Here is a 21318-nt window from a genome sequence, read left to right as displayed (position 1 = left end):
CGCCTCGACACAGACACGACCACGGACGACCTTGCCCGTGACGACCCCCCGACCCGGGCAGCGACGCGCCCGGTTCCGATCCGGCATGACCCGATGGCTCTTCGTGGTGCCGGCCGCGATCTTCGTCGCCGTCTTCTTCGGCTACCCCGTCGTCAAGAACGTCATCATGTCCTTCCAGGACTACACGACCGCGACGTTCTTCACGGGCGAGGCCCCCTGGGTGGGTCTCGGCAACTACATCTCGGTGTTCCAGAGCTCGGTCTTCACGACGAGCATCGTGAACACTGCCCTGTTCACCGCGGGCTCGATCGTCCTGCAGTTCGTCATCGGGCTGAGCCTCGCGCTGTTCTTCCGGCGGCACTTCCCGCTGTCCGGCTTCCTGCGCGGGCTGCTCCTGCTGCCGTGGCTGCTGCCCCTCATCGCCTCGAGCGCGGTGTGGAAGTGGCTGCTCGACCAGGACAGCGGTGCCCTGAACCAGCTGCTCGGGCTCGTCGGCATCGCCCCGGTGCCGTGGCTCGTCAGCCCGAGCCTGGCGCTGATCGCGGTGATCGGCGTCAACGTGTGGCTCGGCATCCCGTTCAACACGACGATCCTCTACAGCGGGCTTGCAGTCCGTGCCGCCGGAGCTATACGAGGCCGGCGCGCTCGACGGCGCCACCGGGTTCAAGGCGTTCTGGTACATCACCTGGCCGAGCATCCGGTCGGTGGTCAGCGTCGTGATCGTGCTCGGGGTCGTCTACACGCTGAAGGTCGTGGACATCATCCTCGGCCTGACCGGCGGCGGCCCGGCGAACTCGACGCAGACGCTCGCCACGAACGCGTACCACCAGTCGTTCGTCAACTTCCAGTTCGGCATCGGAGCCGCGGTGAGCAACGTGCTCATCGTCGTCTCGTTCGTCTTCGCGATGGTCTACATCGCGATCTCCCGGAAGGCGGTCGACGAATGAGCGTCGGAATCGCGAACCAGACCGTGACCGCCACCCGCGCGATCACGACCGACCGGGCCGCACGGCCACGGCGACCCCGCGGCAGCGTGAAGGGCATCCCCCTCACGATCCTCGGCATCGTCTTCCTGGCGATCATGGTGTTCCCCGTCTACTGGATGGTGAACACGAGCCTGCAGGCCACGTCCGGTGCCGCCACCGCGACCTGGTTCCCGTGGAGCCCGACCTTCGCCGGGTACCAGGCGGCGTTCCAGCAGCAGGGGCAGAACTTCGTCTCGAGCATGGTCATCGGACTCGGGACGGTCGTGCTCACGCTCGCCGTCGCGACGCCGGCCGCCTACGGGCTCGCCCGGTTCCGGATGCGCGGCACGAAGGTGTTCCTGCTCGTCCTGCTCATCACCCAGATGATCCCGGCGATCGTGATCGCGAACGCGCTGTACACCCTGTTCAACAACGTCGGGCTGCTCAACAGCTACATCGGGCTGATCCTGGCCGACAGCGCGGTGCAGGTGCCCTTCGCCATCCTGCTGATGCGGGCCTTCATGGAGTCGATCCCGCCGAGCCTGGTCGAAGCGGCCCTGGTCGACGGCGCCAGCGACTTCGGGCCTTCGTGTCGATCGTCGTCCCGATCAGCCGGAACGCGATCGTCACCGCGGCGCTCTTCACGTTCCTCGGTGCCTGGGGCGACTTCCTCATCGCGCTGACCCTGACGTCGACCCCGGCCGTCCGACCGATCACGCTCGGCATCTACAACTACATCGGCACGAACGTCACCGACTGGGGGCCCGTCATGGCGACCTCGGTGCTGGCGTCCCTGCCCGCTGCCGTCCTGCTGATCTTCGCGCAGAAGTACATCTCCGCTGGTGCCCTCGGCGGTGCCGTCAAGTGACGGCCCCGGACCGACGCCACCGCACACCACCGTCTGAAAGGCACACCATGACCACCACCCCGCTCCGCATCACCGTCTGGGGCGAGAACGTCCACGAGCAGGTCGAGCAGCACGTCGCGGAACGGTACCCCGACGGCATGCACGGCGCGATCGCGGACGGCATCCGCGAGAACCTGCCGGACGCCGTCGTCCGCACGGCCACCATGCAGGAACCGGAGCACGGCCTGACCGACGAGGTCCTCGCCGAGACGGACGTCCTGACCTGGTGGGGGCACGCCGCCCACCAGGACGTCGACGACGCCGTCGTGGACCGGGTGCACAAGCACGTGCTGTCCGGCATGGGGCTCGTCGTCCTGCACTCCGGCCACTGGTCGAAGATCTTCGGCAAGCTGATGGGCACCACCTGCACGCTCCGCTGGCGCAGCGAGCACGACCAGGAACTCGTCTGGACCGTGAACCCGCAGCACCCGATCACCCGTGGCGTGCCGAACCCGATCGTCATCCCCGAGCAGGAGATGTACGGCGAGTACTTCGACGTCCCCACCCCCGACGAGCTCGTCTTCATCTCGGGCTTCACCGGCGGCGAGGTGTTCCGGAGCGGCACGACGTACCGGCGCGGCCTCGGGAAGATCTTCTACTTCTCCCCCGGCGACCAGGACTTCCCCGTGTACCACCACAAGGACGTCCGCCGGGTGATCGCGAACGCCACCGAGTGGGCGCGGCCGGAGCGCGAGCGGGAGATCCCGACGCTCCGCCGCTACGACCTCGGCGAGTACTTCGAGGGGCAGCACTACCGCGGCCCGTTCGACGACGCTCCGGTGGCCGAGGGGGCGCAGGCGTGACGGCCTTGCGCGTCGTCCAGGTCGGCGCCGGCGGGATGGGCCGGGCCTGGCTCGCCACCGTCGCCGCCGACCCGGACGTCGAACTCGTCGGCATCGTCGACCTCGACCTCGACGCTGCCCGGGCCGGGGCCGCCGTCGCGGGCGACCCCTCGATCCCCGTCGGCACGGACCTGTCGGCGCTCATCGCCGACACCGGGGCCGAGGCCGTCCTCGACATCACGGTGCCGGTCGCCCACCACCCGGTGACGCTCGAGGCCCTCCGCGCCGGACTGCCCGTCCTCGGCGAGAAGCCCGCGGCGCAGACCGTCGCCGAGGCGCTGTCGCTGGCGGCCGCCGCCGAGGCCACCGGCAAGCTGTTCATGGTGTCGCAGTCGCGCCGCTACAACGACCAGCTCGTGGCGTTCCGGCAGCACGTCCGCGACCTCGGGGCGATCGGCGGCCTGAGCACGCGCTTCGCGAAGGCCCCGCACTTCGGGGGCTTCCGCGAGGAGATGGACGACGTCCTGCTGCTCGACATGGCGATCCACGCGTTCGACTCCGCCCGGTACGTGCTCGAACGCGACCCGGTCTCGGTCTACTGCGAGTCGTGGAACCCGTCGTGGTCCTGGTACCGCGGCGACGCTGCCGCCGCGGCGGTGTTCGCGTTCGAGGACGACGTCCGGTACGTCTACGACGGCTCGTGGTGCGCGCCCGGCGCGGAGACGTCCTGGAACGGCGACTGGCGGGCGTCCGGCGCGGGCGGCACCGCGCTGTGGGACGGCGACCACGACCCGTGGAGCGACCTCGACGGCACGCCGGGCACCCCCGCGGCGGCGCCGAGCGTGGGGAGCGAGATCGCCGGGTCGCTCGCCTCGTTCGTGCACGCGGTCCGCTCCGGCGAGACCCCGGACGGCGAGGTGCACGGCAACGTGATGAGCCTGACGATGGTGGACGCGGCGATCGCCTCGGCCCGGTCGGGGCGGCGCATCGTGATCGACGAGGTGCTCGAACAGGCACACGCCGCGGCCATCGCGCACGAGCAGGACCCGGCGATCCGCGAGCGGCTCACGTCGTGGGGTTCCGTCCGTGGCGCGTTGGCGGCCGGGTCGACGGACGCGGCCACGGTCGGCTGACGCCACCGGATGACGGACGGGAGGCGCGGTGCCAGCTGGCACCGCGCCTCCCGTCCGTCACGGCGCAGGTCGCGCGATCAGCGCGGGATGACCGAGAAGAGGAACTTCCGCCGGATCATGTACCAGACCAGGATGATCAGCGCCGAGTGCACGGCGAACCCGATCCAGCCGTTGTACCAGTCGACCCCCGGGATCGACGCGATCGCCAGCGCGAAGAACACCTGCCAGACGAACACGTAGAGACTCGCCTGACCGATCGGGATCCACAGCCAGCCGATGACCGCCGCGATGGGCTTCCAGAACACCGTGAGGATCGCGTACGACACGATCGCGAAGAACGCGATGTCGACCAGGCGCCCCCACTGCAGGTCCACCCGCTGGTACGCCGTGTTGTACAGCGCGTCGTACATCGATGCCGGGAACGGCACGGGCGTGAAGCCGTACTGGTTCGCGGCCCAGACGTACGCCAGGAAGAGCGCGTACCCGCCGATGCCGACCCCGACGAGGACCTTGCCGAGCCGCCCGGTGAGCGCGCCGATGATCTGCCGTCGGTAGTACCCGAGCACCAGGCCGTGCGTGAACACCACCTGCCACGTCAGGAGCGGGAACACCGACTCGAACTGCGAGTTGATCGGTCGGAACTCCGGGTTGACGGCCTGGTAGACGTAGAGCGCCCAGCTGACGACGAGCAGCGCCCACCAGAACCCGCGACGGATCACCCACATGAACGCGGGGATGAAGAGGCTCAGGACCACGAACAGGCCCATGATGTTGAACGGCCACGGGCCCATCTCGAGCAGCAGGAACTGCCGGATCGCGTACCAGGGCGGTGGGTACGCCAGCAGCTGCATCGCGTTCGGGTAGAGGTCGTACACGCGTCCCTCGGCCCCGACGCCACCGGTGCCGGTCCCCCGGTCGGTGAAGGTGGTGATCGCGTCGGTGTTCAGGAACGGCACGAAGCTCAGGGCGAAGACGACGAGGATCACCGCGAGCGTGACGAGGTACTGCTTCCGCGCACGCTTCCAGGCACCGACCGCGGCGGCCCACTCGCCGAACTTCTTGATCGCGAACGGGTACGTCATGCCGAGGACCATGCCGGACAGGAACACGAACATCTCCGCGCCGGTGATCGCCCCCACGGCGTGCAGCGTGATGTACGAGTAGGGGCCACCGATCTCGATGTGGGTGATCACCACCGCGAGGATGATGAACCCGCGGAACAGGTCGAGCCGGAGGTCGCGCCCGGGCTTGCCGTCGTCCGGGTACCGCCAGCTCGGCAGCAGCCGGCCGAACAGCCCGCTCAGCAGGAACACGACGGCGAGCCCGACCGCGCACCAGACGATCCACGCCATCTGGTCGCCGCCGGTGTCGTACTGCTGGTCGGTCGCGGCGGCTCCGTCCTGCGCTGTCACGCGCTCGGTGACCGGTCCGAACACGAAGTGGTCCGCGCGTTCGAGGTCCGTCCGGAACGACCCGGCGATCCCCGGCACGGCCGTGTCCCGCCAGTCGGCGACGCGGCCCGCGGCCTCGGGCTCGCGGCGGTTGGTCTCGAGGAACGTCACGCCCCGGACGAGCGGACGGTCCTGTACGGCGGCGATCACCTGCCGCCACCAGCCCTGCTTCACCGCGAGCTCGTCGGCACCGCGGAGCGAGTGGTCGTACAGGGCGCCGGTGTCGAGCAGCATCGGCCGGTCGTCGGCCGCGGCGAAGCGGTCGTAGAAGGTCCCGCGCTGCGGCTGCTCGTAGCCCCAGGTCTCGTCGAAGCGCCCGGCGACCTCGTCCGCCTCGGGGACGTCGTTCCGGGTGAGCGGGACGTCCCGCCCGGCGGCCTCGGTGGCCTTCCCCTTGCCGAACGAGAACATCGACAGGCCGACCCAGTCGACGGACGAGTCGCCCGGCCAGTACGGCTCGTACGGGTCGTCGGCCGCGGTCAGCTGCTCGTCGCCGTTCGTGTCCAGCTTGGCCACGTCGGTCGCCGACAGGTCCCGCAGACGCCCGGCGGACTCACCGAACGGGTAGCCGGCGCCGTACGAGGGCGACCACACCATCAGCGCGTCCGAGTCGCCGTCGTGCACCGCCGTCGCCAGGGTCCGGAACGCCGTGACGAACTGCGTCGGCTGCTGTCCCCAGCGGACCCACGTGCCGTTCATCTGCGGCGCGAACCGGACGAGCACCTGGGTGTCGTACTGGTCGTGCACCTGCTCGAGCAGCCGGTTCGCCGCGCGGGCATCCCCGGCGTCGAGCGACCGGAGCGACCGGTCCGGCTCGAGGCTCACGACGAGGACGGCGCCCTGCGCAGCCGCCGCCCGGGTGGCGCGGAGGAACTCCTTGCGCGCACCGCGGTCGAGGGGGTACGCGATCTCGACGCCGTACATCGACGGCGTCGCACCGAGTCGTCCGGCGTAGCCGTCCGGAGCGTCGTCGCCCCAGCCGAGGTCGGGTCCGAACCAGGCCTTCCCCGCCGGCGGCGTCACGGACGCAGCCGTGGCAGCCGTGGCAGCCGTGGTCGCCTGGGCGGCCGACGCCGGCAGGGCGCCGCCGAGGAGCAGCGTGCCGACCACGACGAGGAACGCGACGACCCGGGCCGCCTGTCGCCTCACCGCGAGCACGCCAGCGTCCAGATGTTCCGTCCGCCCTCGTGCCGGTGCTCGAGCCGGTCGAGCGCCGCGATCGCGAGGGCGAGGCCACGCCCGCCCTCCTGGTCGGGGTCGGCCATCGTGACCGCGGCGAGGTCCACGTCGGCTGGCACCCCGTTGTCGGTGAGCACGGCCACGAGCTCCTGCTCGGTGACGTCGAGTTCGACGGTGTACCGCCTGCCGGTCTCCTGGTCGGTGCGCCGGGTGTGCTCGACGATGTTCCCGGCGATCTCGGTGACCGCGGTCTCGAGGCCGAACCGGAGTCGGACGTCGTCGATCCCGAGGGTCTCCCACCACGCGCCGAAGCGGTCCTGCACGAGGTCGAGCGACTCCACGGTCGCCGGCACGTCGAACTCGGTGCGGGCCGGGCTCACAGCGGGCTCCCCACCGTGCTCGACTCGTGCTCGGACTGCACGGTCCCCGGTCCGGGGCCGCGGTAGAGGACCGCACGGACCACGATGCTGAAGATGAACAGGTCGAAGACGACCCACGCGGTGTTCACCAGCGGGGCGATGCCCGACGCCTGCCCGGTGAGGTAGCGGATGCCGATGAGCACGAGCGCGGCGACGAGAGCCCCCATCGCGTACAGCTGCGGTCGGACGAGGTCCCACCGCGGCTTCTGCTCGGACTCGTCACGGACCTTCGGCGTGACCCGGAAGCCGAGCGGCTTGCCGCGGAACACGTTCTCGAACGCGCTCGTCACCGACTCGATCCAGACCGGGAACAGCGCCAACGAGTACTGCTGCCCGCGCCACGTCGGCCGCCCCGCGGCGACGACCCAGAACAGCAGCTGGTTGAGGACGAGGAACGGGATGAGGCGGGCGAAGAAGTCGACGCTGTAGGCCTGCACCGGCACGACGCCGAACGACAGGCACAGGACCGGTGCGGCGATGTAGACGATCGCGGCGAACCCGGACAGGTAGCTCCACATCGTCGAGAAGTACATGAGCCGCTGCCCCCACGACAGGCCCTTCTGCACGAGCGGGTTCTCGCGGAAGAACACCTGCATGGTCCCCTGCGCCCAGCGGAGGCGCTGCACGAGCATGGTGGGCAGGTCCTCGGGCGCGAGACCATTCGCGAGGATCTCGTCGTGGTACGCCGACTTCCACCCGAGGCCGTGCAGGCGCATCGCGGTCGCCATGTCCTCGGTCACGGAGATGGTGGCCAGCGGCATGATCGGCTGGGCCTCGTCGTCGCGGTTGACGTCGAGCGCGCGGGCGAGGACCGCGATGGACTCGATGGCGGCGACCGGCGAGGCGTCGCGACGCCCGAGCACGTCGAGCGCGGCGTCGTCGAGTCCGGCGAAGGTGTCCGCCTCGGTCGACATCGCCGCGAGCTCCTGCAGGTCGTTGCGCACCGACTCGAGGTCGGACGCCGCGAACCGGAACGCGATCGCGTCGATGCCGCGCTGGAACCCGTACGTGACGTCGCCGAGCGGTTCGCCGCGTTGCACCTGGTCGCGCGCCCGGTCGACGACGGCCTCGGCCTCGTCCAGCGCTCCGAGCACCCGCGGGTCCGTCTCGGTCTCGCGGGCCCGGGCGAGGAGCTTCCGCGAGGTCCTTGATCGTGCGTGCGACCGACGCCTCGACCTCGCGCACGTAGCGGGTGACCCCGAGCTGCATGAGCGCCTCGCGACGCAGGACGGCGTTCGACCCGCAGAAGAACGCGGCGTTCCAGCCGTCCTTCGACTGCTGGATCGGCCCGTAGAAGAGCGGCGCCTGGCTGCCCAGCAGGTCGGCGTCCGGCACGTTCTCGAACCACTGCGGCGTCTGCACGAGCGCCATCCGGGGCTCCTTGAAGTACCCGAGCGTCCGGTCGAGGATGGACGGGTCCGGCACCTGGTCGGCGTCGAGGATGAGCAGGAACTCCCCCTGGGTCGCGAGCAGCGCGTTGTTGAGGTTGCCGGCCTTGGCGTGACGCGGTCGGTCGACCCAGTCGGCACCGCGGGTGATGACGCCGATGCCGAGGGACTCTCGCCGCCGCCCGCATCTCGGGACGGTCGCCGTCGTCGAGGATCCAGGTCTCGTGCGGGTGCGTGATCGCCTTCGCCGCCCGCGCGGTCCGGACGACGAGCTCGACCGGCTCGTTGTAGGTCGTGATGAAGACGTCGACCGTGACGTCCGGCGACGGCTTCGTCGGCGGTTCGCCGCGCTCGCGGAGCCGCCACGCGCCGAACGCGAACAGCAGGGAGTCGATGACGCTGTAGGTCTCGGCGAGGATGAGCGGTACCGCGATCCACCACGAGTGCCAGTTCACCGACGCAGCCCAGCGCCACACGACGTAGTTGATCCCCGCGAGCGAGGCGAGCAGCGCGACGGTCCGCACGGTGACGAGCCGGCGGCGGGAGGTCCCGGTGCTGAGTCGGCGGTGGTCGCGGCGGCTGAGGTCGACCGCGGTCACCGAGCGGCTCCGGCCACGGGCTCGACGAACGTGCTGCGTCGCAAGCGTGCCTCCTGATCACCGGGGCCCCGGCCGCGGTGCGCGCCCGAGGGGTTGGTTCCGTCCGGGCGTCGGCTCCGGGTGCCGACGCTGCGGTCGTGCGCTCCGGCCGTCGGGCCGACCAGGGCGTCCCGACCTGTCTACCGCACGTCGGTGGGGTCCGTCAGTCGGATGCCCCGATCTGGGGACGAGCGGCGTCCCTCCACAGCGCCACGCGGACGGACGAGCGACGCCACGCGGACGGACGAGCAGCCTCCCGCAGACGGAATCGCTCAGTCGAACACCGCCGCGAACCCGGCGTCCGCCGCGACTCGCGCGATGACCTGGTCGAACCAGGCCGCGCCGTCCGACACGGAGCCGACGGAGTGCCCGAAGAGCTCGAACGAGATCGTGCCGAACACGGTGGTCCACGCCATCAGGGTCCGGACGAGGACCTCTTCCGGCAGCTCGATGCCGAACGCCTGGTAGCGAGGCGACCCCGTCGGCGACCGACGGGCCGACCGCCCCGGAGCCGCCGTCGGCGCGACGGGTGATCCGAGCCTCCCGGCAGCTGCATCCGGACCTGCCGCGTCGTGGGCACCCGCGGACGCGTCCGCGACCACCCGGACGATGGTCAGCGTGGTGCGCGTCGCCGGCTGGACCGTCTCCCGCGGGGCGACGTAGCCCGGCACGGGCGAGCCGAAGAGCAGCGCGAAGTCGCCCGGGTGGGTGATCGACCACGTCCGGATCGCCCGGCAGACCGCGACCCAGCGCCGACCGGGTTCCGGTCCGGCGGCGGTCTCCGCGGCCTCGACCGCCGCCCCCAGCTCGTCGTAGTCCGCGATGAGGAGCGCGGTGAGCAGGTCGTCGCGACTCGGGAAGTACCGGTACACGGCCGAGGACACCAGTCCGACGTCTCGGGCGACGGCACGGAGGCTGAGCTGCGCGGGTCCCTCGGCCGTCAGTCGTCGCGCGCGCCGCGGCGAGGATGCCGTCCTGCACGGTCTGTCGTGCGAGCTCGCGCGCTGTCGGTGCCATGGCCCCACCCTGCCACGAGAGAGCACTGCACACAAATGAGAGCAGTGCTCTTGCGGTTCGACCCGAACCGGTGCATGCTCACTCCAGAGAGCACCGCTCTCGATCACCGAGGTCAGCCCACGGAAGCAGGAAACCATGTCCCAGCACCACGTCATCGTCGGCGCCGGTCCGGTGGGCCGGCACGTCGCCGCCCTCCTCGCCGAGCGCGGCGACCGCGTCACCGTCGTCACCCGTTCCGGTCGTGACACCGGCCTGACCGGGGTGCAGCACGTCGCACTCGACGCCTCGGACGCGACGGCGCTCACCCGGGTGACCGAGGGCGCCGCGGCCCTGCACAACTGCGCGAACCCCGGCGACTACACGCAGTGGGAGCGGGTCTGGCCGCCCCTGGCGGACGCGCTCCGCACCACCGCCGAGCGCACCGGCGCGACCTACGCGATCACCGGCAACCTCTACCCGTACGGCCCGGTCGACGGACCGATGCACCCGGGACTGCCGGACGCCGCCACCGACCACAAGGGCGTGCTGCGAGCGCGGCTCTGGGCCGACGCCCTGGCCGCCCACGAGGCCGGACGCCTCCGCGCCGTCGAGGTCCGCGCGTCCGACTACGTCGGCCCCGGGATCGGCGAGAACGGGCACGTCACCCGGGTGCTCCCCTCGCCGCGCTGCAGGGCAAGGCGGTGTCGATGATCGGCCGGACCGACCTGCCGCACAGCTTCACGGACGTGCTCGACGTGGCCCGTACGCTCGTCGCGGCCGTGGACGACCAGGAGTCGCACGGTCGCACCTGGATCGTGCCGACCAACGCCCCACGGTCACAGCGGCAGGCCGTGACGGAGATGCTCGCAGCCGCCGTCAGGCCGCCGGTCACCGTCCGGCGCGTGCCCGTCGGCGTGCTCCGCGCGCTCGGCCTGGTCTCGCCGATGACGCGTGAGCTCGCCGAGATGGGCTACCAGTGGACGGCGCCGTACGTCGTCGACGACCGTGCGAGCCGAGCGCGGTTCGGCATCGAGCCGACACCGTGGGACGAGGTCTGCCGCCGCACGGTCGCCGGACTGACGCCGCACGGACGGGAGGCGCGGCGCGAGCCCGCACCGCGCCTCCTGTCCGCCCGTGCTCCGGTCAGATCACCAGCAGGCGCGTGAACTGTCCGGTGCTGAGCTGCTGCGCGACGCCACCCGCGGCCGGCAGGCGCCAGAGCCCGGGGGTCGCGCCGGAGGCGACGTCGATGAACACGTCGCCGGCGACGTCGGCGGCGCCGACGTGCATGCCGCGGCCCTCACTGGTGACACCGCTCGTCGTCCGGTCCACGATCGTGCCGTCGAGCGCCCGCGAGAACAGGTGCCGGACCGTCTTGTCCGCCTGGCAGCCCGTCGGGCTCGCATCGGCGGGTGCCGCGCACCACCCTCGGACTGGGCGAGCAGGAACGACTTGTCGTTCGTCGCCGCGTACTCGAAGGCCAGACGCGGGACCCCGGCGACCAGGGTGGACGTGCCCGCGGGCAGGACCTCCCAGCGCGAGGCACCGGACGCGCCGGTGGAGCCGTACTCGAAGTAGAGCGTGCCGGAACCGTCGGCCAGGAGTCCACCAAAGCCCGAGTACCCCGGCTCCTCCACACTGCGGGTGGTCTTCGCGCCGTTCGGTGCCACGCTCACGACCGTGGCGGTCGTCGTCATCGGTGCCGCGCGGGTGAACGCCGAGACGGTGCCGTCGCGACCGACCGCCCACGCGGTCCCGTGCGACGGGATGATCGCGACGGGCGCGCCGCCCGTCACCGGGAGCTTCGTGACCGCACCGGACACCGAGTCGGCCCAGTACAGGTTGCCGGCGACGTCCGAGCGGAGGTCCGCGGAGAGGTGCAGGCCGCTCGCGATCCTCCGGGCAGCGCTGCCGTCGGCCGGGTACATCACGATCGAGGTGCGGTCGGCCGAGGGCACGAACACGTCGCCCACGTCGTCCGCCGTGTAGCCCGTGCCGTTCGGGGCGACGGTCTTCGGCGCTCCGGTGCCGCTCGTCGGGTACCGCACGACGGCGCCGGTGCCGTCGAGGGCGAACAGCGATTGGACGGTCCGCACCGAGGTCGGGGCGGTGTACCGCACTGCGACGGCCGGACCGGTGCCGCGTGCACCGACGGCGCGGACACTGAACGTGTACTGCGTGCGCGGGGTCAGCGCGCCGAACCGATCCGAGCGGGCCACCGGCGGCAGGCGGTCGACACCCTTGTCGGGCTGTCGCTCAGCGGGCGTGACGGCGACGCGCCACCCGGTGACCTTCGCGCCCGACTTCGGGGCGGACCACGTCACGGTCGCGCTGTCGGCGGCTCCGGTGACCTTGACGGAGGTCGGTGCACCCGGCACCGACGACGAGGGAGCTGCCATGGCCGGCGACACTCCCCCGATGACGAGCGCCACCGCGGCTGCGGCGGTGACTACGGCTCTGTACACGTGCGTCCCCTGTTCGTTCCCGCGGCTCGTGCGTCACGGCTCCGGGTATCCCACCACCCCCCGCACCCCTGCGGGGGCTCCGCCGCGGATCGTGCGGTCCACCGTGCGCCATCCCGCAATCGACGGACGGGAGGCGCGGTGCCAGCTGGCACCGCGCCTCCCGTCGGTCGTCCGCTCGCGTCAGCGGTCGGTCGTCGCTCGCGTCGGTCCGCTCGCGTCAGCGGCGGGGCTTGCGCTCCGGGCGGTCGTCGCGGTCACGGTCGCGGTCGTCGCGGTCGAAGCGACGTCCGCCGCCACCGCCGCCACGGCGGTCCGGCTTGATCTCGATGAGCTTGCCGCTGATCCGGGTGTCGGTCAGGCGGTCGAGCACGCCGCCGTCCATGTCGGCCGGCAGCTCCACGATCGAGAAGTCCGGCTGGATGCGGATCGCGCCGAAGTCGTCGCGGCGCAGGCCGCCCTCGTTCGCGAGCGCACCGACGATCTGGCGCGGCTCCACACGGTGCCGGCGACCGACCTCGATGCGGTACGCGGTCATCGGCTGCGAGCGGCGCGGGCCACGGTCCGGACGGTCGCCGCGGTCGGAGCGTCCGCCACGGTCGTCGTCGCGGTCACGGCGGTCGCTGCTGCGGCCGTCACGGTCGACGCGGTTCCGCAGCTCGTCGGCCTTCGGGTCGAGCAGCAGCGGGTCCGCACCCTGCGCCACGACCGCCAGTGCGGCGGCGACGTCGTCGGCGGGCACGTCGTGGTGGTCGACGTAGTGCGCGATGATGTCGCGGAACGCGGTGATCCGGTCGTGCTGCTCGAGCGCGGCGGTGATGGCGTCGTCGAAGCGGGTCAGGCGCGTCTCGTTGACGTCCTCGATCGTCGGCAGCTGCATCTGCGCGAGCGGCTGCTTGGTGTGCCGCTCGATCGCGGACAGCAGGCGGCGCTCGCGCGGGGTGACGAAGCTGATCGAGTCGCCCGAGCGGCCGGCACGACCGGTGCGGCCGATGCGGTGCACGTACGACTCGATGTCGACGGGGATGTCGTAGTTCACGACGTGCGTGATCCGGTCGACGTCGAGGCCGCGGGCGGCGACGTCCGTGGCGACGAGGATGTCGAGCTTGCCGGACTTCAGCTGGTTGACGGTCCGCTCGCGCTGCGCCTGGGCGACGTCACCGGAGATCGCGGCGGCGGCGCTCCGCGGGCACGGAGCTTCTCGGCGAGGGTCTCGGTCTCGCTCTTGGTGCGGACGAAGATGATCATGCCCTCGAAGTCCTCGACCTCGAGGATGCGGGTGAGCGCGTCGACCTTCTGCGGGTACGACACCATGAGGTACCGCTGCGTGATGTTCGCCGCGGTCTTCGTCTTGGTCTTGACCGTGATCTCGGCCGGGTCGTTGAGGTACTGCTGCGAGATGCGGCGGATCTGGCCGGCATCGTCGCCGAGAACAGCGCGACCTGCTTGTCGTCCGGGGTCTCGGCGAGGATCGTCTCGACGTCCTCGGCGAAGCCCATCTTGAGCATCTCGTCGGCCTCGTCGAGCACGAGGTACTTCAGCTGCGACAGGTCGAGCGTGCCCTTGGCGATGTGGTCCATGATGCGACCGGGGGTGCCGACCACGACGTCGACGCCGCGGCGGAGCGCGGACAGCTGCACGCCGTAGGCCTGGCCGCCGTAGACGGGCAGGACGTGCACGTGCTTCATGTGCGAGGCGAACTGCTCGAACGCCTCGCAGACCTGCAGCGCGAGCTCGCGGGTCGGGGACAGCACGAGGGCCTGCGGCACCTTGGCGCCGGCCTCCATGCGGGACAGGATCGGCAGCGCGAAGGCCGCGGTCTTGCCGGTTCCGGTCTGCGCGAGGCCGACGACGTCGCGCCCCTCGAGCAGCGTCGGGATGGTCGCCTCCTGGATGGCGGAGGGCGTCTCGTAGCCGATGTCCTTGACGGCCTTGAGCACCGCGTCGCTCAGGCCGAGGTCGGCGAAGGTCACTACGGGCCCCTCGTCGGCGGTCTCGGTGGTGGTAACGGTGTCCGTGCTCATGCGCAAACGGTATCTCGAATACGCCGCCAGCAGTGACGGTCCGGCACTCAGGCCGAGTCACTCCGCGCCGTCGCACCGATGCCGAGCACGGTGTCGGCGCGGTCGTTGAGGCGGGCGAGGAGTCCGGCGAGGGTGTGCAGCTCGCTCGGTCGCGAACGCCTGGGTGAGGTCGTCGAAGACCTCGGCACCGGCCACGTCGAGGGTGTCGAGCAGCTTCCGTCCGGCGGGGGGCGATCGACACCAGGCTGGCGCGGCCGTCGGCGGGGTCCGGCTCGGTGCCGAGGTAGCCCGACTCGACGAGCGACGCCACCCGGCGGCTGATCACCGGACGGGAGAGCCCGGTGGCGTCGGCGATGGCCATCGAGCGGACGGCGCCGAAGTGGTCGACGGCGCGCAGGATCACGCGGGCGGTGGGGTCGAGCCCGCCGCGGGACTCGATGAGCGACGACCGCAGGGTCTGCCGAACCCACAACCGGTCGAGCTGGTCGCGCAGGAGCCGTTCGGCGGCGTCTCGTCCATCGGTCACGTCGCCAGCGTACGGGCAGATTTAGTTGCTTGCTGGAAGCAATGGATGTATCGTTGCGCAGTCTGCAAAGTTACACAGCACGAAAAAGGAGTTCGATGACCGCCACCGCACCCGTTCCGGTGCAGCACGGCCGGCACTCGTCCGAAGCCCCCGCGGCCTCCGGCGCCCCCGGCCAGCAGCCGCTGATGACCCACCGCCAGATCCTGCTCGTGATCTACGGGCTGATGGCGGGCATGTTCCTGTCGTCCTCGGGCAGACGGTGTTCGGCACGGCGATCCGGACGATCGGTGACGACCTGCACGGCCTCGACCAGCAGGCCTGGGTCACCACGGCGTACCTCATCACCTCGACCATCGCGACGCCGATCTACGGCAAGCTCTCCGACATCTTCGGCCGCCGCCCGCTGTACATCTTCGGCATCGTCGTGTTCATCCTCGGCGCCGTGCTGTCGTCGATGTCCACGTCGATGCTCATGCTCGCCGGCTTCCGCGCCGTGCAGGGCATCGGTGCCGGTGCACTGATGTCGCTGCCGCTCGCGATCATGGGCGACATCCTCGCCCCGCGTGAGCGCGCCAAGTACCAGGGCTACTTCCTCGCCGTGTTCGGCATCTCCTCCGTGATCGGCCCGCTGATCGGCGGTCTCCTCGCCGGGACCTCCGAGATCCTGTGGATCACCGGCTGGCGCTGGGTGCTCCTCATCAACGTCCCGATCGGCGTCGCCGCGCTCATCATGGTGATCGTCTTCCTGCACCTGCCGAAGGTGCACGGCGCGGACGCCACGAAGCCGAAGGTCGACTGGTGGGGCGCCACCGCCGTCATCGTCACCCTCGTGCCGCTGCTGCTCGTCGCCGAGCAGGGCCGCACCTGGGGCTGGGGCTCCCCGCCGCCCTCGCCTGCTACGTCATCGGCGTCGCCGGCCTGATCGGGCTGCTCCTCGTCGAGTCGAAGATGGGCGACGCGGCGATCATCCCGCTCAAGCTCTTCCGGTCCGGCACGTTCTCGATGGCGACCGTCATCGGGTTCCTCGTCGGCTTCGCGATGTTCGGCGCCATGCTGACCATCCCGCTCTACCTGCAGATCGTCGTCGGCCTCACCCCGACCGAGTCCGGCTTCGCGACACTCCCCCTCGTGGGCGGCCTGATGATCGCCTCGATCACCTCGGGGCAGATCGTCGCCCGGGTCGGCCGCTACCGGATCTTCCCGGTCATCGGCACGGGCCTGGTCTCGGTCGGCTACGTCGTCCTGACGTTCATGACGATCGACAAGCCGCTCTGGTTCCTGATGATCGGCATGTTCCTGATCGGCCTCGGGCTCGGCTCGGTCATGCAGTCGCTGACCCTGGCCTCGCAGGGCTCCGTCGAGGCCCGGGACATGGGCGTCGCCACGTCGTCGGCCACGTTCTTCCGCCAGATCGGTGGGACGCTCGGCACCGCCGTGCTCCTGTCCATCCTGTTCTCCGTGATGCCGGCGAACATCCTGCACGCCACCGCGAACCAGAAGGACCTCGGCCCGGCGCTCGACGCCGCACTGAACCCGACCGTCGCGAGCGCGAAGGCGAACCAGGGCGCGATGGACAAGATCTGGACGCCGATCGTCACGCCGCTGACGAAGACCGTGCAGTCGCAGCTCGACGACGCCGTGGCGTCCGCCGACCAGGCCGCCGTGGCGCAGGTCACCGAGCAGGTCACCGCCGCCGTCCAGCAGCAGGTCGCCGCGGGTGCCGTTCCGGCAGCGGCCGCACAGACCGTCATCGACCAGCAGGTCGCCGCCGCCACCCCGGCAGCCGAGGCCGCGGCACGCGACGCCGTCGCCACGAAGGCACACGCCTCCGTGCAGGGCGACACCGTGTCCGTCGACTGGTCCGACGCCACGCAGCGCTCGTACTGGGTGAAGCAGCTGACCCCGGAGCTCGCGAAGAAGGTCGACGACGGCAGCACGCAGAACGACAGCGCGACGAGCACGAACGACACCTCGTTCCTGACCGGTGCCGACAGCCGCCTCACCCGACCGTTCATGGCGGGCTTCAACGCCTCGTCCGTGACGATCTACTGGGTCGGTCTCGGCGTCATCCTGCTCGCGTTCGTCCTCACCTGGTTCTTCCGGGTGCCGCCGCTCCGCCAGCGCTCCGCTCTGCAGGAGCGCGCCGACGCCGCCGGTTCCGCCGGACCCGACGCCGAGGCGCAGCTCGAGGCGTCCGCCGGCCTGGCCGCCGCCGAGGCGGGTTCCTTCACCGGGCCGATGACCGGCTCCACGCCGACCCAGCGTCGGTGACCGACCGGGGCGTCCGTCCGTGCCCCTTTCCGGGCGGGCGCCCCACCCACCAGCACGATCCGCAGACAGGGAGTCCTCGTGACCACGACACCGGCAGCGACCGCGGCGACGGAGCCGTGCACGCTGCGCGAACGGAAGAAGCAGCAGACCCGGCAGGCGCTGCACGACGCCGCCCTGACGCTCGTCTCGGCGCACGGCCTCGACGGGGTCACGGTGGAGCAGATCTGCGCGGACGCCGACGTCTCGCCGCGGACGTTCTTCAACTACTTCACCTCGAAGGCGCACGCTGCGCTCGGCCTCGACACCGTCGAGGTCCCCGACTCCGCCGCGGAGTGGTTCGCGAACGCCGACGGCCGGCTCGTCGACGACCTGTGCGGCCTCGTCGCGCGGACCGTCCCGCTGTCGCAGGACCGCCGCCGGATGAAGGAGCTCCTCGTGCTCCGACCCGAGATGGCCCCGATGGTCATGCAGTGGATGGCCGAGTCGCGGCAGTCCCTCCTCAGCACGGTCGGCTCCCGCACCGACGAGCAGACGGCGCGCACGGCGGTCGCGCTGGTCATGTCGGCACTCAGCGAGGTCGCGCACCGCGAGACCGTCCAGGGAGCCGACGAGCTCGCGACGCGGCTGCGTGCCGTGGTGCGGGAGATGGGCGCGCTGGCCTCCGCCTGACGGGGAGCTCGGCGGGCGGGTGCATCGCCGACCCGTGCGACATCAACGGTGTCGTTCCGAGTGGGCGCCGTCCGGCCCGCCAGCCCCTCCGTGCCACCCGGCCTGGAGGCACGTCACGGCTCCGCAACGCCCGCTGCGGACGGCGGTGCAGGATTGCGGGAAGCCCCGGTGCTGCGTGGTCCCACAGGTCGCGTTCGGCATCGCGCAGGACTCCTCTCACGGCGCTCGAAGGTGCATACGCTCCGGATCACCGGCCGTACCCGACGGCTGGTCCCCGGTCGTGACGACCGGTCCGCACGCCGAGGAGTCCGACCCGATGAAGCACCGCCCCAGCTGTCGCACCGCAGCACTCATCACCGCCGCGACCGGCACCGTCCTGGTGTCGAGCGCGTTCGGCATCGTCCCTGCGATGGCCACCACCGCGGCGCCGTCGACGTCCACCTCCGTGGCGGCCGCCGACACGTCGTCGAGCAGCACGGCCGCCGCAGCCGAGGTCGCCGCACCGGCCGCCCCGGCACCGTCGCCCGCCGCAGCTGCACCCGCGCCGTCGCCGGCTGCTCCCGCTCCGGCAGCGCCGTCGGCCCCCGCTCCGGCAGTGCCGCTCGGCCCCCGCTCCGGCAGTGACGCCGGCCGCGACCCCGTCGACCACGCCCGCCACCGAGACCGCCGCCGCGACGCCCGTCGCCACTGCCACCACCACGGCACCCGCCGAGGAGACCCCGGCGACCACGTCGAGCCGGCAGCCCGCCGCGCCCTCGGCCGAGACGTCGTCGAAGCCCGACGGGCACGGCAAGCCCGGCTCGCACGGTCACGGACACGACGAGCACCAGATGCCGTCGTACTCCTCGACGTCGTCGCAGTCCTCGCCCGTGGTCCTGCCCTCCGTCCGTGCCGGCGAGGAGTTCAGCGCCGACCTCACCGCCGACGACGCGGACGGGGCGACCTACACGCTGACCACCGTCGAGGGCGGTTCCGTCCAGCTGCCCGAGGGGCTGTGGTTCCACGACGGCGTGCTCGGGGGCACCCCGACGTACGCGGGCACCTTCACGGCGCTCGTCACGGCCACGAACGACTGCGGGACCGCGAGCCAGTGGGTGCGGATGACCGTCACCCCGGCGGCCTCGCTGCAGCTCGGGGTCGTCGTCCACGACGTCCCCGCCGCGTCCGACGACTCGTACACCTGGGTCGCACCGGACGGCTCGACCTCGCCCGGACCGATCCGCGTGAACGAGGGCGGCTCGATCACTCTCGTGCCGTGGACCAGCGACACGTACGGCAACGCGACCAACGCGTCGGCGACCGCCGAGGTCTGGTCGAGCGTCGACTCGGACGTCGTCGTGCACGGCGACTCCGGGTTCACGATCACGTTCCCGCACGCCTCGTCGCACGTCATCTCGGTGACGGTCGACGGCGTGTGCACGGAGTTCACGGTCGAGGGTGATCCCCGCCGCGACGACGCCGACGACGCCGACCACCCCGACCACGCCCACCACGCCGACCGACCCGACGCCGCCGACCACGCCGACGACACCGGAGACGCCGACCGCCCGGAGACCCCGACGACGCCCGAGGACCCGACCGAGCCGGTGACCGACGTGACGGCGATCCCGGTGGTCGTCCAGGCGACGCCGATCTCCTCCGGACTCGTGGACCCGGTCGCCACCGCGACCCCCGTCGCTGCGGCCGACCACCTGGCCTACACCGGCGCGGACACCTCCACGCCGATCGGTTGGGCCGCCGGGCTGCTCGCGGCCGGCGCGGCTCTCCTCGGGTTCCGCGGGATCCGCACGGCCCGACGCCGACACCGCGGCTGAGACCCGTGTCGCGGTGCGCAACGGCGCGCACCGCGACACGCTCGCGCCGGGTCGTTCCGCGCGTCCTCAGTGCGATCCGGGCATAAGAGGTCACGACTTCCGACCTCCGACGCCCGATTCCGCTTTCCACTCCGAGGGCGATGGGAAGGAACGACCCGCTCAGGACCGGGCGAGCGGGTCCAACTGCTCCGGTGTCGCGTCCGCGGCCTGCGTCGACCGGCTGAGCGCCTCGTTCCGCTCGTCCTCGGCCAGGAGCGCGCGACCCGCAGCGGTGCCGTGCTCGAACGCGTCCGGGCCGACGAGCAGCCGGAGCGGCGGCTCGTCCATCGCGACGACCTGGCGGACGAGGTCGGCCACGAGGTCCGGGTCGCTCGCACCGATGCTCGTCCCGCCGTGCATCTGCGCGGAGACCCCGACGGTGGACGCGTACTCGGGGCGTACCGGCGCGACGCGCATCGACGATCCGGCCCAGTCCGTCCGCATGCCACCCGGCTCGAGGACCGTGACGTGGACGCCGAAGGGGGCGACCTCCTTCGCGAGGACCGACGAGAACCCGCCGACCGCCCACTTCGCGGTCTGGTACGCACCGAGGCCCGGCGTCGCCATGCGGCCGCCGACCGACGACACCTGCACGATGTGGCCCGAGCCCTGCTCGCGCATGACGTGGACCGCTTCGCGGCTGAGCGTGACGACGCCGAACAGGTTGGTCTCGACCTGTGCGCGGAAGTCGTCGGGGTCGACGTCCTCGATGGCCGCGAGGTTCGCGTACCCGGCGTTGTTGACGAGCACGTCGAGCCGACCGAAGCGCTCGACGGCGGTGCTGACCGCGGCGCGCGCGGCCTCGGGGTCGGTGACGTCGAGGGCGACCGGCACGAGCGCGGCGCCGTCGGGCACCACGACGTCGTCGAGGGCGTGGAGGTCGCGGACGCCGGCGACGACCTGGTGGCCGGCAGCGAGAGCGCTGGTGACGATCGAACGGCCGAGGCCACGGGAGGCACCGGTGACGAGGAAGACGGACATGGCGTTCCTAACTGACTGTTTGGTTGACAGTGCTCATGGAACACCCGCCACCATTCTTTGTCAACCGTTCGGTTGATAGCATCACGAGGTGCCCATGCCCCGCGATGCCGACGCCACCCGCGCCCGACTCTTGACCGCCGCCCGCGACGAGTTCGCCGCGGTCGGGATCGCCGGCGCCCGGGTCGACCGGATCGCTGCGGCCGCGGCGAGCAACAAGGCGCAGATCTACCACTACTTCGGCAGCAAGGACGGGCTGTTCGACGCGGTGTTCGACGCGATGGTGGCGGAGACCCTCGACGAGGTCACGATCGACGCCGCCGACCTGCCCGGTTACGCCGGACGCCTGCACGACTCCTACGCCCGGCGGCCGTGGGTGCAGCGACTGGCGACGTGGTACCGACTCGAGCGCGGGGACACCCAGCAGCCGATCGATGCGGTGGTCCGGAGCAACGCGGCCAAGCTCCGGGCGATCGAGGAGGCCCAGGGTGCCGGACGACTGTCCGCGACCTTCACCGCGGCGGAGCTCCTCGGCATCGTCATCCACACCGCCGCCCTCTGGAGCGCATCGACCCCGGAGTACGCCCGGCTCACCGACGAGGTCGAGGCGGCCCGGCGCCGCGCCGTCGTCGTGGCCGCGGTGGCCGCCGTCGTGCAGGCGTAGGACGAGGGCCGCT

At 71.5% G+C, this 21318-nt stretch carries 14 protein-coding genes and 7 pseudogenes; 11 read left to right on the top strand and 10 right to left on the bottom strand.

From position 1 onward, the window contains the following. Positions 1–85: 85 nt before the first annotated feature. The 4 genes and pseudogenes from ACZ8AI_RS18745 to ACZ8AI_RS18730 all read left to right on the top strand — a co-directional run bounded on the left by ACZ8AI_RS18745 (position 86) and on the right by ACZ8AI_RS18730 (position 3787). A pseudogene (locus tag ACZ8AI_RS18745) lies at positions 86–947 on the top strand (carbohydrate ABC transporter permease). Then, a pseudogene (locus ACZ8AI_RS18740) lies at positions 944–1833 on the top strand (carbohydrate ABC transporter permease). The pseudogenes ACZ8AI_RS18745 and ACZ8AI_RS18740 overlap by 4 nt, the downstream one beginning before the upstream one ends. A 47-nt stretch (positions 1834–1880) precedes the next feature. Further along, a complete protein-coding gene (locus tag ACZ8AI_RS18735; protein ID WP_464859415.1) occupies positions 1881–2675 on the top strand; it encodes a ThuA domain-containing protein in 795 nt (264 codons plus the stop codon). Between the two features lie 5 nt (positions 2676–2680). Then, positions 2681–3787, top strand: coding sequence for a Gfo/Idh/MocA family protein (locus tag ACZ8AI_RS18730; protein ID WP_464859414.1), 1107 nt, complete (start codon positions 2681–2683; stop codon positions 3785–3787). 77 nt (positions 3788–3864) lie between these two features. Here the strand turns inward: ACZ8AI_RS18730 and ACZ8AI_RS18725 are convergent, their stop codons facing one another. The 5 genes and pseudogenes from ACZ8AI_RS18725 to ACZ8AI_RS18705 all read right to left on the bottom strand — a co-directional run. After that, complete coding sequence (locus ACZ8AI_RS18725) at positions 3865–6396, bottom strand: OpgC family protein (RefSeq protein WP_464859413.1); 2532 nt, start codon at positions 6394–6396, stop codon at positions 3865–3867. Beyond that, complete coding sequence (locus tag ACZ8AI_RS18720) at positions 6384–6797, bottom strand: ATP-binding protein (RefSeq protein WP_464859412.1); 414 nt, start codon at positions 6795–6797, stop codon at positions 6384–6386. The genes ACZ8AI_RS18725 and ACZ8AI_RS18720 overlap by 13 nt, the downstream gene beginning before the upstream one ends. Then, a pseudogene (locus ACZ8AI_RS18715) lies at positions 6794–8748 on the bottom strand (glycosyltransferase). The gene ACZ8AI_RS18720 and the pseudogene ACZ8AI_RS18715 overlap by 4 nt, the downstream one beginning before the upstream one ends. Positions 8749–9134: 386 nt before the next feature. Beyond that, positions 9135–9746 carry a TetR/AcrR family transcriptional regulator gene (locus ACZ8AI_RS18710; RefSeq protein ID WP_464859469.1) on the bottom strand — a complete coding sequence of 204 codons (612 nt, stop codon included), beginning with the start codon at positions 9744–9746 and terminating at the stop codon, positions 9135–9137. 3 nt (positions 9747–9749) lie between these two features. Further along, positions 9750–10016: pseudogene (locus tag ACZ8AI_RS18705) on the bottom strand (hypothetical protein); the annotation flags it as partial. On the opposite strand from ACZ8AI_RS18705, the gene ACZ8AI_RS18700 reads away from it, so the two are divergent. Continuing rightward, entirely contained in the window at positions 10015–10569 is a 555-nt protein-coding gene (locus ACZ8AI_RS18700; protein ID WP_464859411.1) for an NAD-binding protein, read from the top strand. The pseudogene ACZ8AI_RS18705 and the gene ACZ8AI_RS18700 sit on opposite strands and share 2 nt — an antisense overlap. Continuing rightward, positions 10566–11024 carry a Rossmann-fold NAD(P)-binding domain-containing protein gene (locus ACZ8AI_RS18695; RefSeq protein ID WP_464859410.1) on the top strand — a complete coding sequence of 153 codons (459 nt, stop codon included), beginning with the start codon at positions 10566–10568 and terminating at the stop codon, positions 11022–11024. The genes ACZ8AI_RS18700 and ACZ8AI_RS18695 overlap by 4 nt, the downstream gene beginning before the upstream one ends. Here the strand turns inward: ACZ8AI_RS18695 and ACZ8AI_RS18690 are convergent. The 4 genes and pseudogenes from ACZ8AI_RS18690 to ACZ8AI_RS18675 form a co-directional block, all read right to left on the bottom strand. After that, positions 11007–12323: a fibronectin type III domain-containing protein gene (locus tag ACZ8AI_RS18690; RefSeq protein WP_464859409.1), complete on the bottom strand. Its 1317-nt coding sequence runs from the start codon at positions 12321–12323 to the stop codon at positions 11007–11009. The genes ACZ8AI_RS18695 and ACZ8AI_RS18690 overlap by 18 nt on opposite strands. 217 nt (positions 12324–12540) lie before the next feature. Beyond that, positions 12541–14344, bottom strand: a pseudogene (locus ACZ8AI_RS18685) (DEAD/DEAH box helicase). A gap of 57 nt (positions 14345–14401) precedes the next feature. Further along, complete coding sequence (locus ACZ8AI_RS18680) at positions 14402–14539, bottom strand: hypothetical protein (RefSeq protein ID WP_464859408.1); 138 nt, start codon at positions 14537–14539, stop codon at positions 14402–14404. A 64-nt stretch (positions 14540–14603) separates the two neighbouring features. Then, positions 14604–14870, bottom strand: a pseudogene (locus ACZ8AI_RS18675) (MarR family transcriptional regulator); the annotation flags it as partial. A 95-nt stretch (positions 14871–14965) separates the two neighbouring features. Here ACZ8AI_RS18675 and ACZ8AI_RS18670 point away from each other — a divergent pair. From ACZ8AI_RS18670 to ACZ8AI_RS18655, 4 genes and pseudogenes are all read left to right on the top strand, one after another. Beyond that, a pseudogene (locus ACZ8AI_RS18670) lies at positions 14966–17141 on the top strand (MDR family MFS transporter). A gap of 78 nt (positions 17142–17219) precedes the next feature. After that, positions 17220–17810, top strand: a complete 591-nt coding sequence (locus ACZ8AI_RS18665; protein WP_464859407.1) for a TetR/AcrR family transcriptional regulator — start codon at positions 17220–17222, stop codon at positions 17808–17810. A 231-nt stretch (positions 17811–18041) separates the two neighbouring features. Further along, positions 18042–18434 (top strand): hypothetical protein, encoded by a 393-nt coding sequence (locus tag ACZ8AI_RS18660; protein WP_464859406.1) that lies wholly within the window; start codon positions 18042–18044, stop codon positions 18432–18434. Then, entirely contained in the window at positions 18431–19624 is a 1194-nt protein-coding gene (locus ACZ8AI_RS18655; protein ID WP_464859405.1) for a hypothetical protein, read from the top strand. The genes ACZ8AI_RS18660 and ACZ8AI_RS18655 overlap by 4 nt, the downstream gene beginning before the upstream one ends. A 159-nt stretch (positions 19625–19783) precedes the next feature. Here the strand turns inward: ACZ8AI_RS18655 and ACZ8AI_RS18650 are convergent, their stop codons facing one another. Further along, positions 19784–20644, bottom strand: coding sequence for an SDR family NAD(P)-dependent oxidoreductase (locus ACZ8AI_RS18650; RefSeq protein ID WP_464859404.1), 861 nt, complete (start codon positions 20642–20644; stop codon positions 19784–19786). Between the two features lie 94 nt (positions 20645–20738). Between ACZ8AI_RS18650 and ACZ8AI_RS18645 the strand changes: the two genes are divergently transcribed. Further along, positions 20739–21305, top strand: a complete 567-nt coding sequence (locus ACZ8AI_RS18645; RefSeq protein ID WP_464859403.1) for a TetR/AcrR family transcriptional regulator — start codon at positions 20739–20741, stop codon at positions 21303–21305. Positions 21306–21318: the final 13 nt, after the last annotated feature.

The organism is Curtobacterium sp. AC273 (assembly GCF_979253735.1).
The sequence above is the reverse complement of the archived record's forward strand: the minus strand, read 5'-3'. Positions and strand labels throughout refer to the sequence as shown.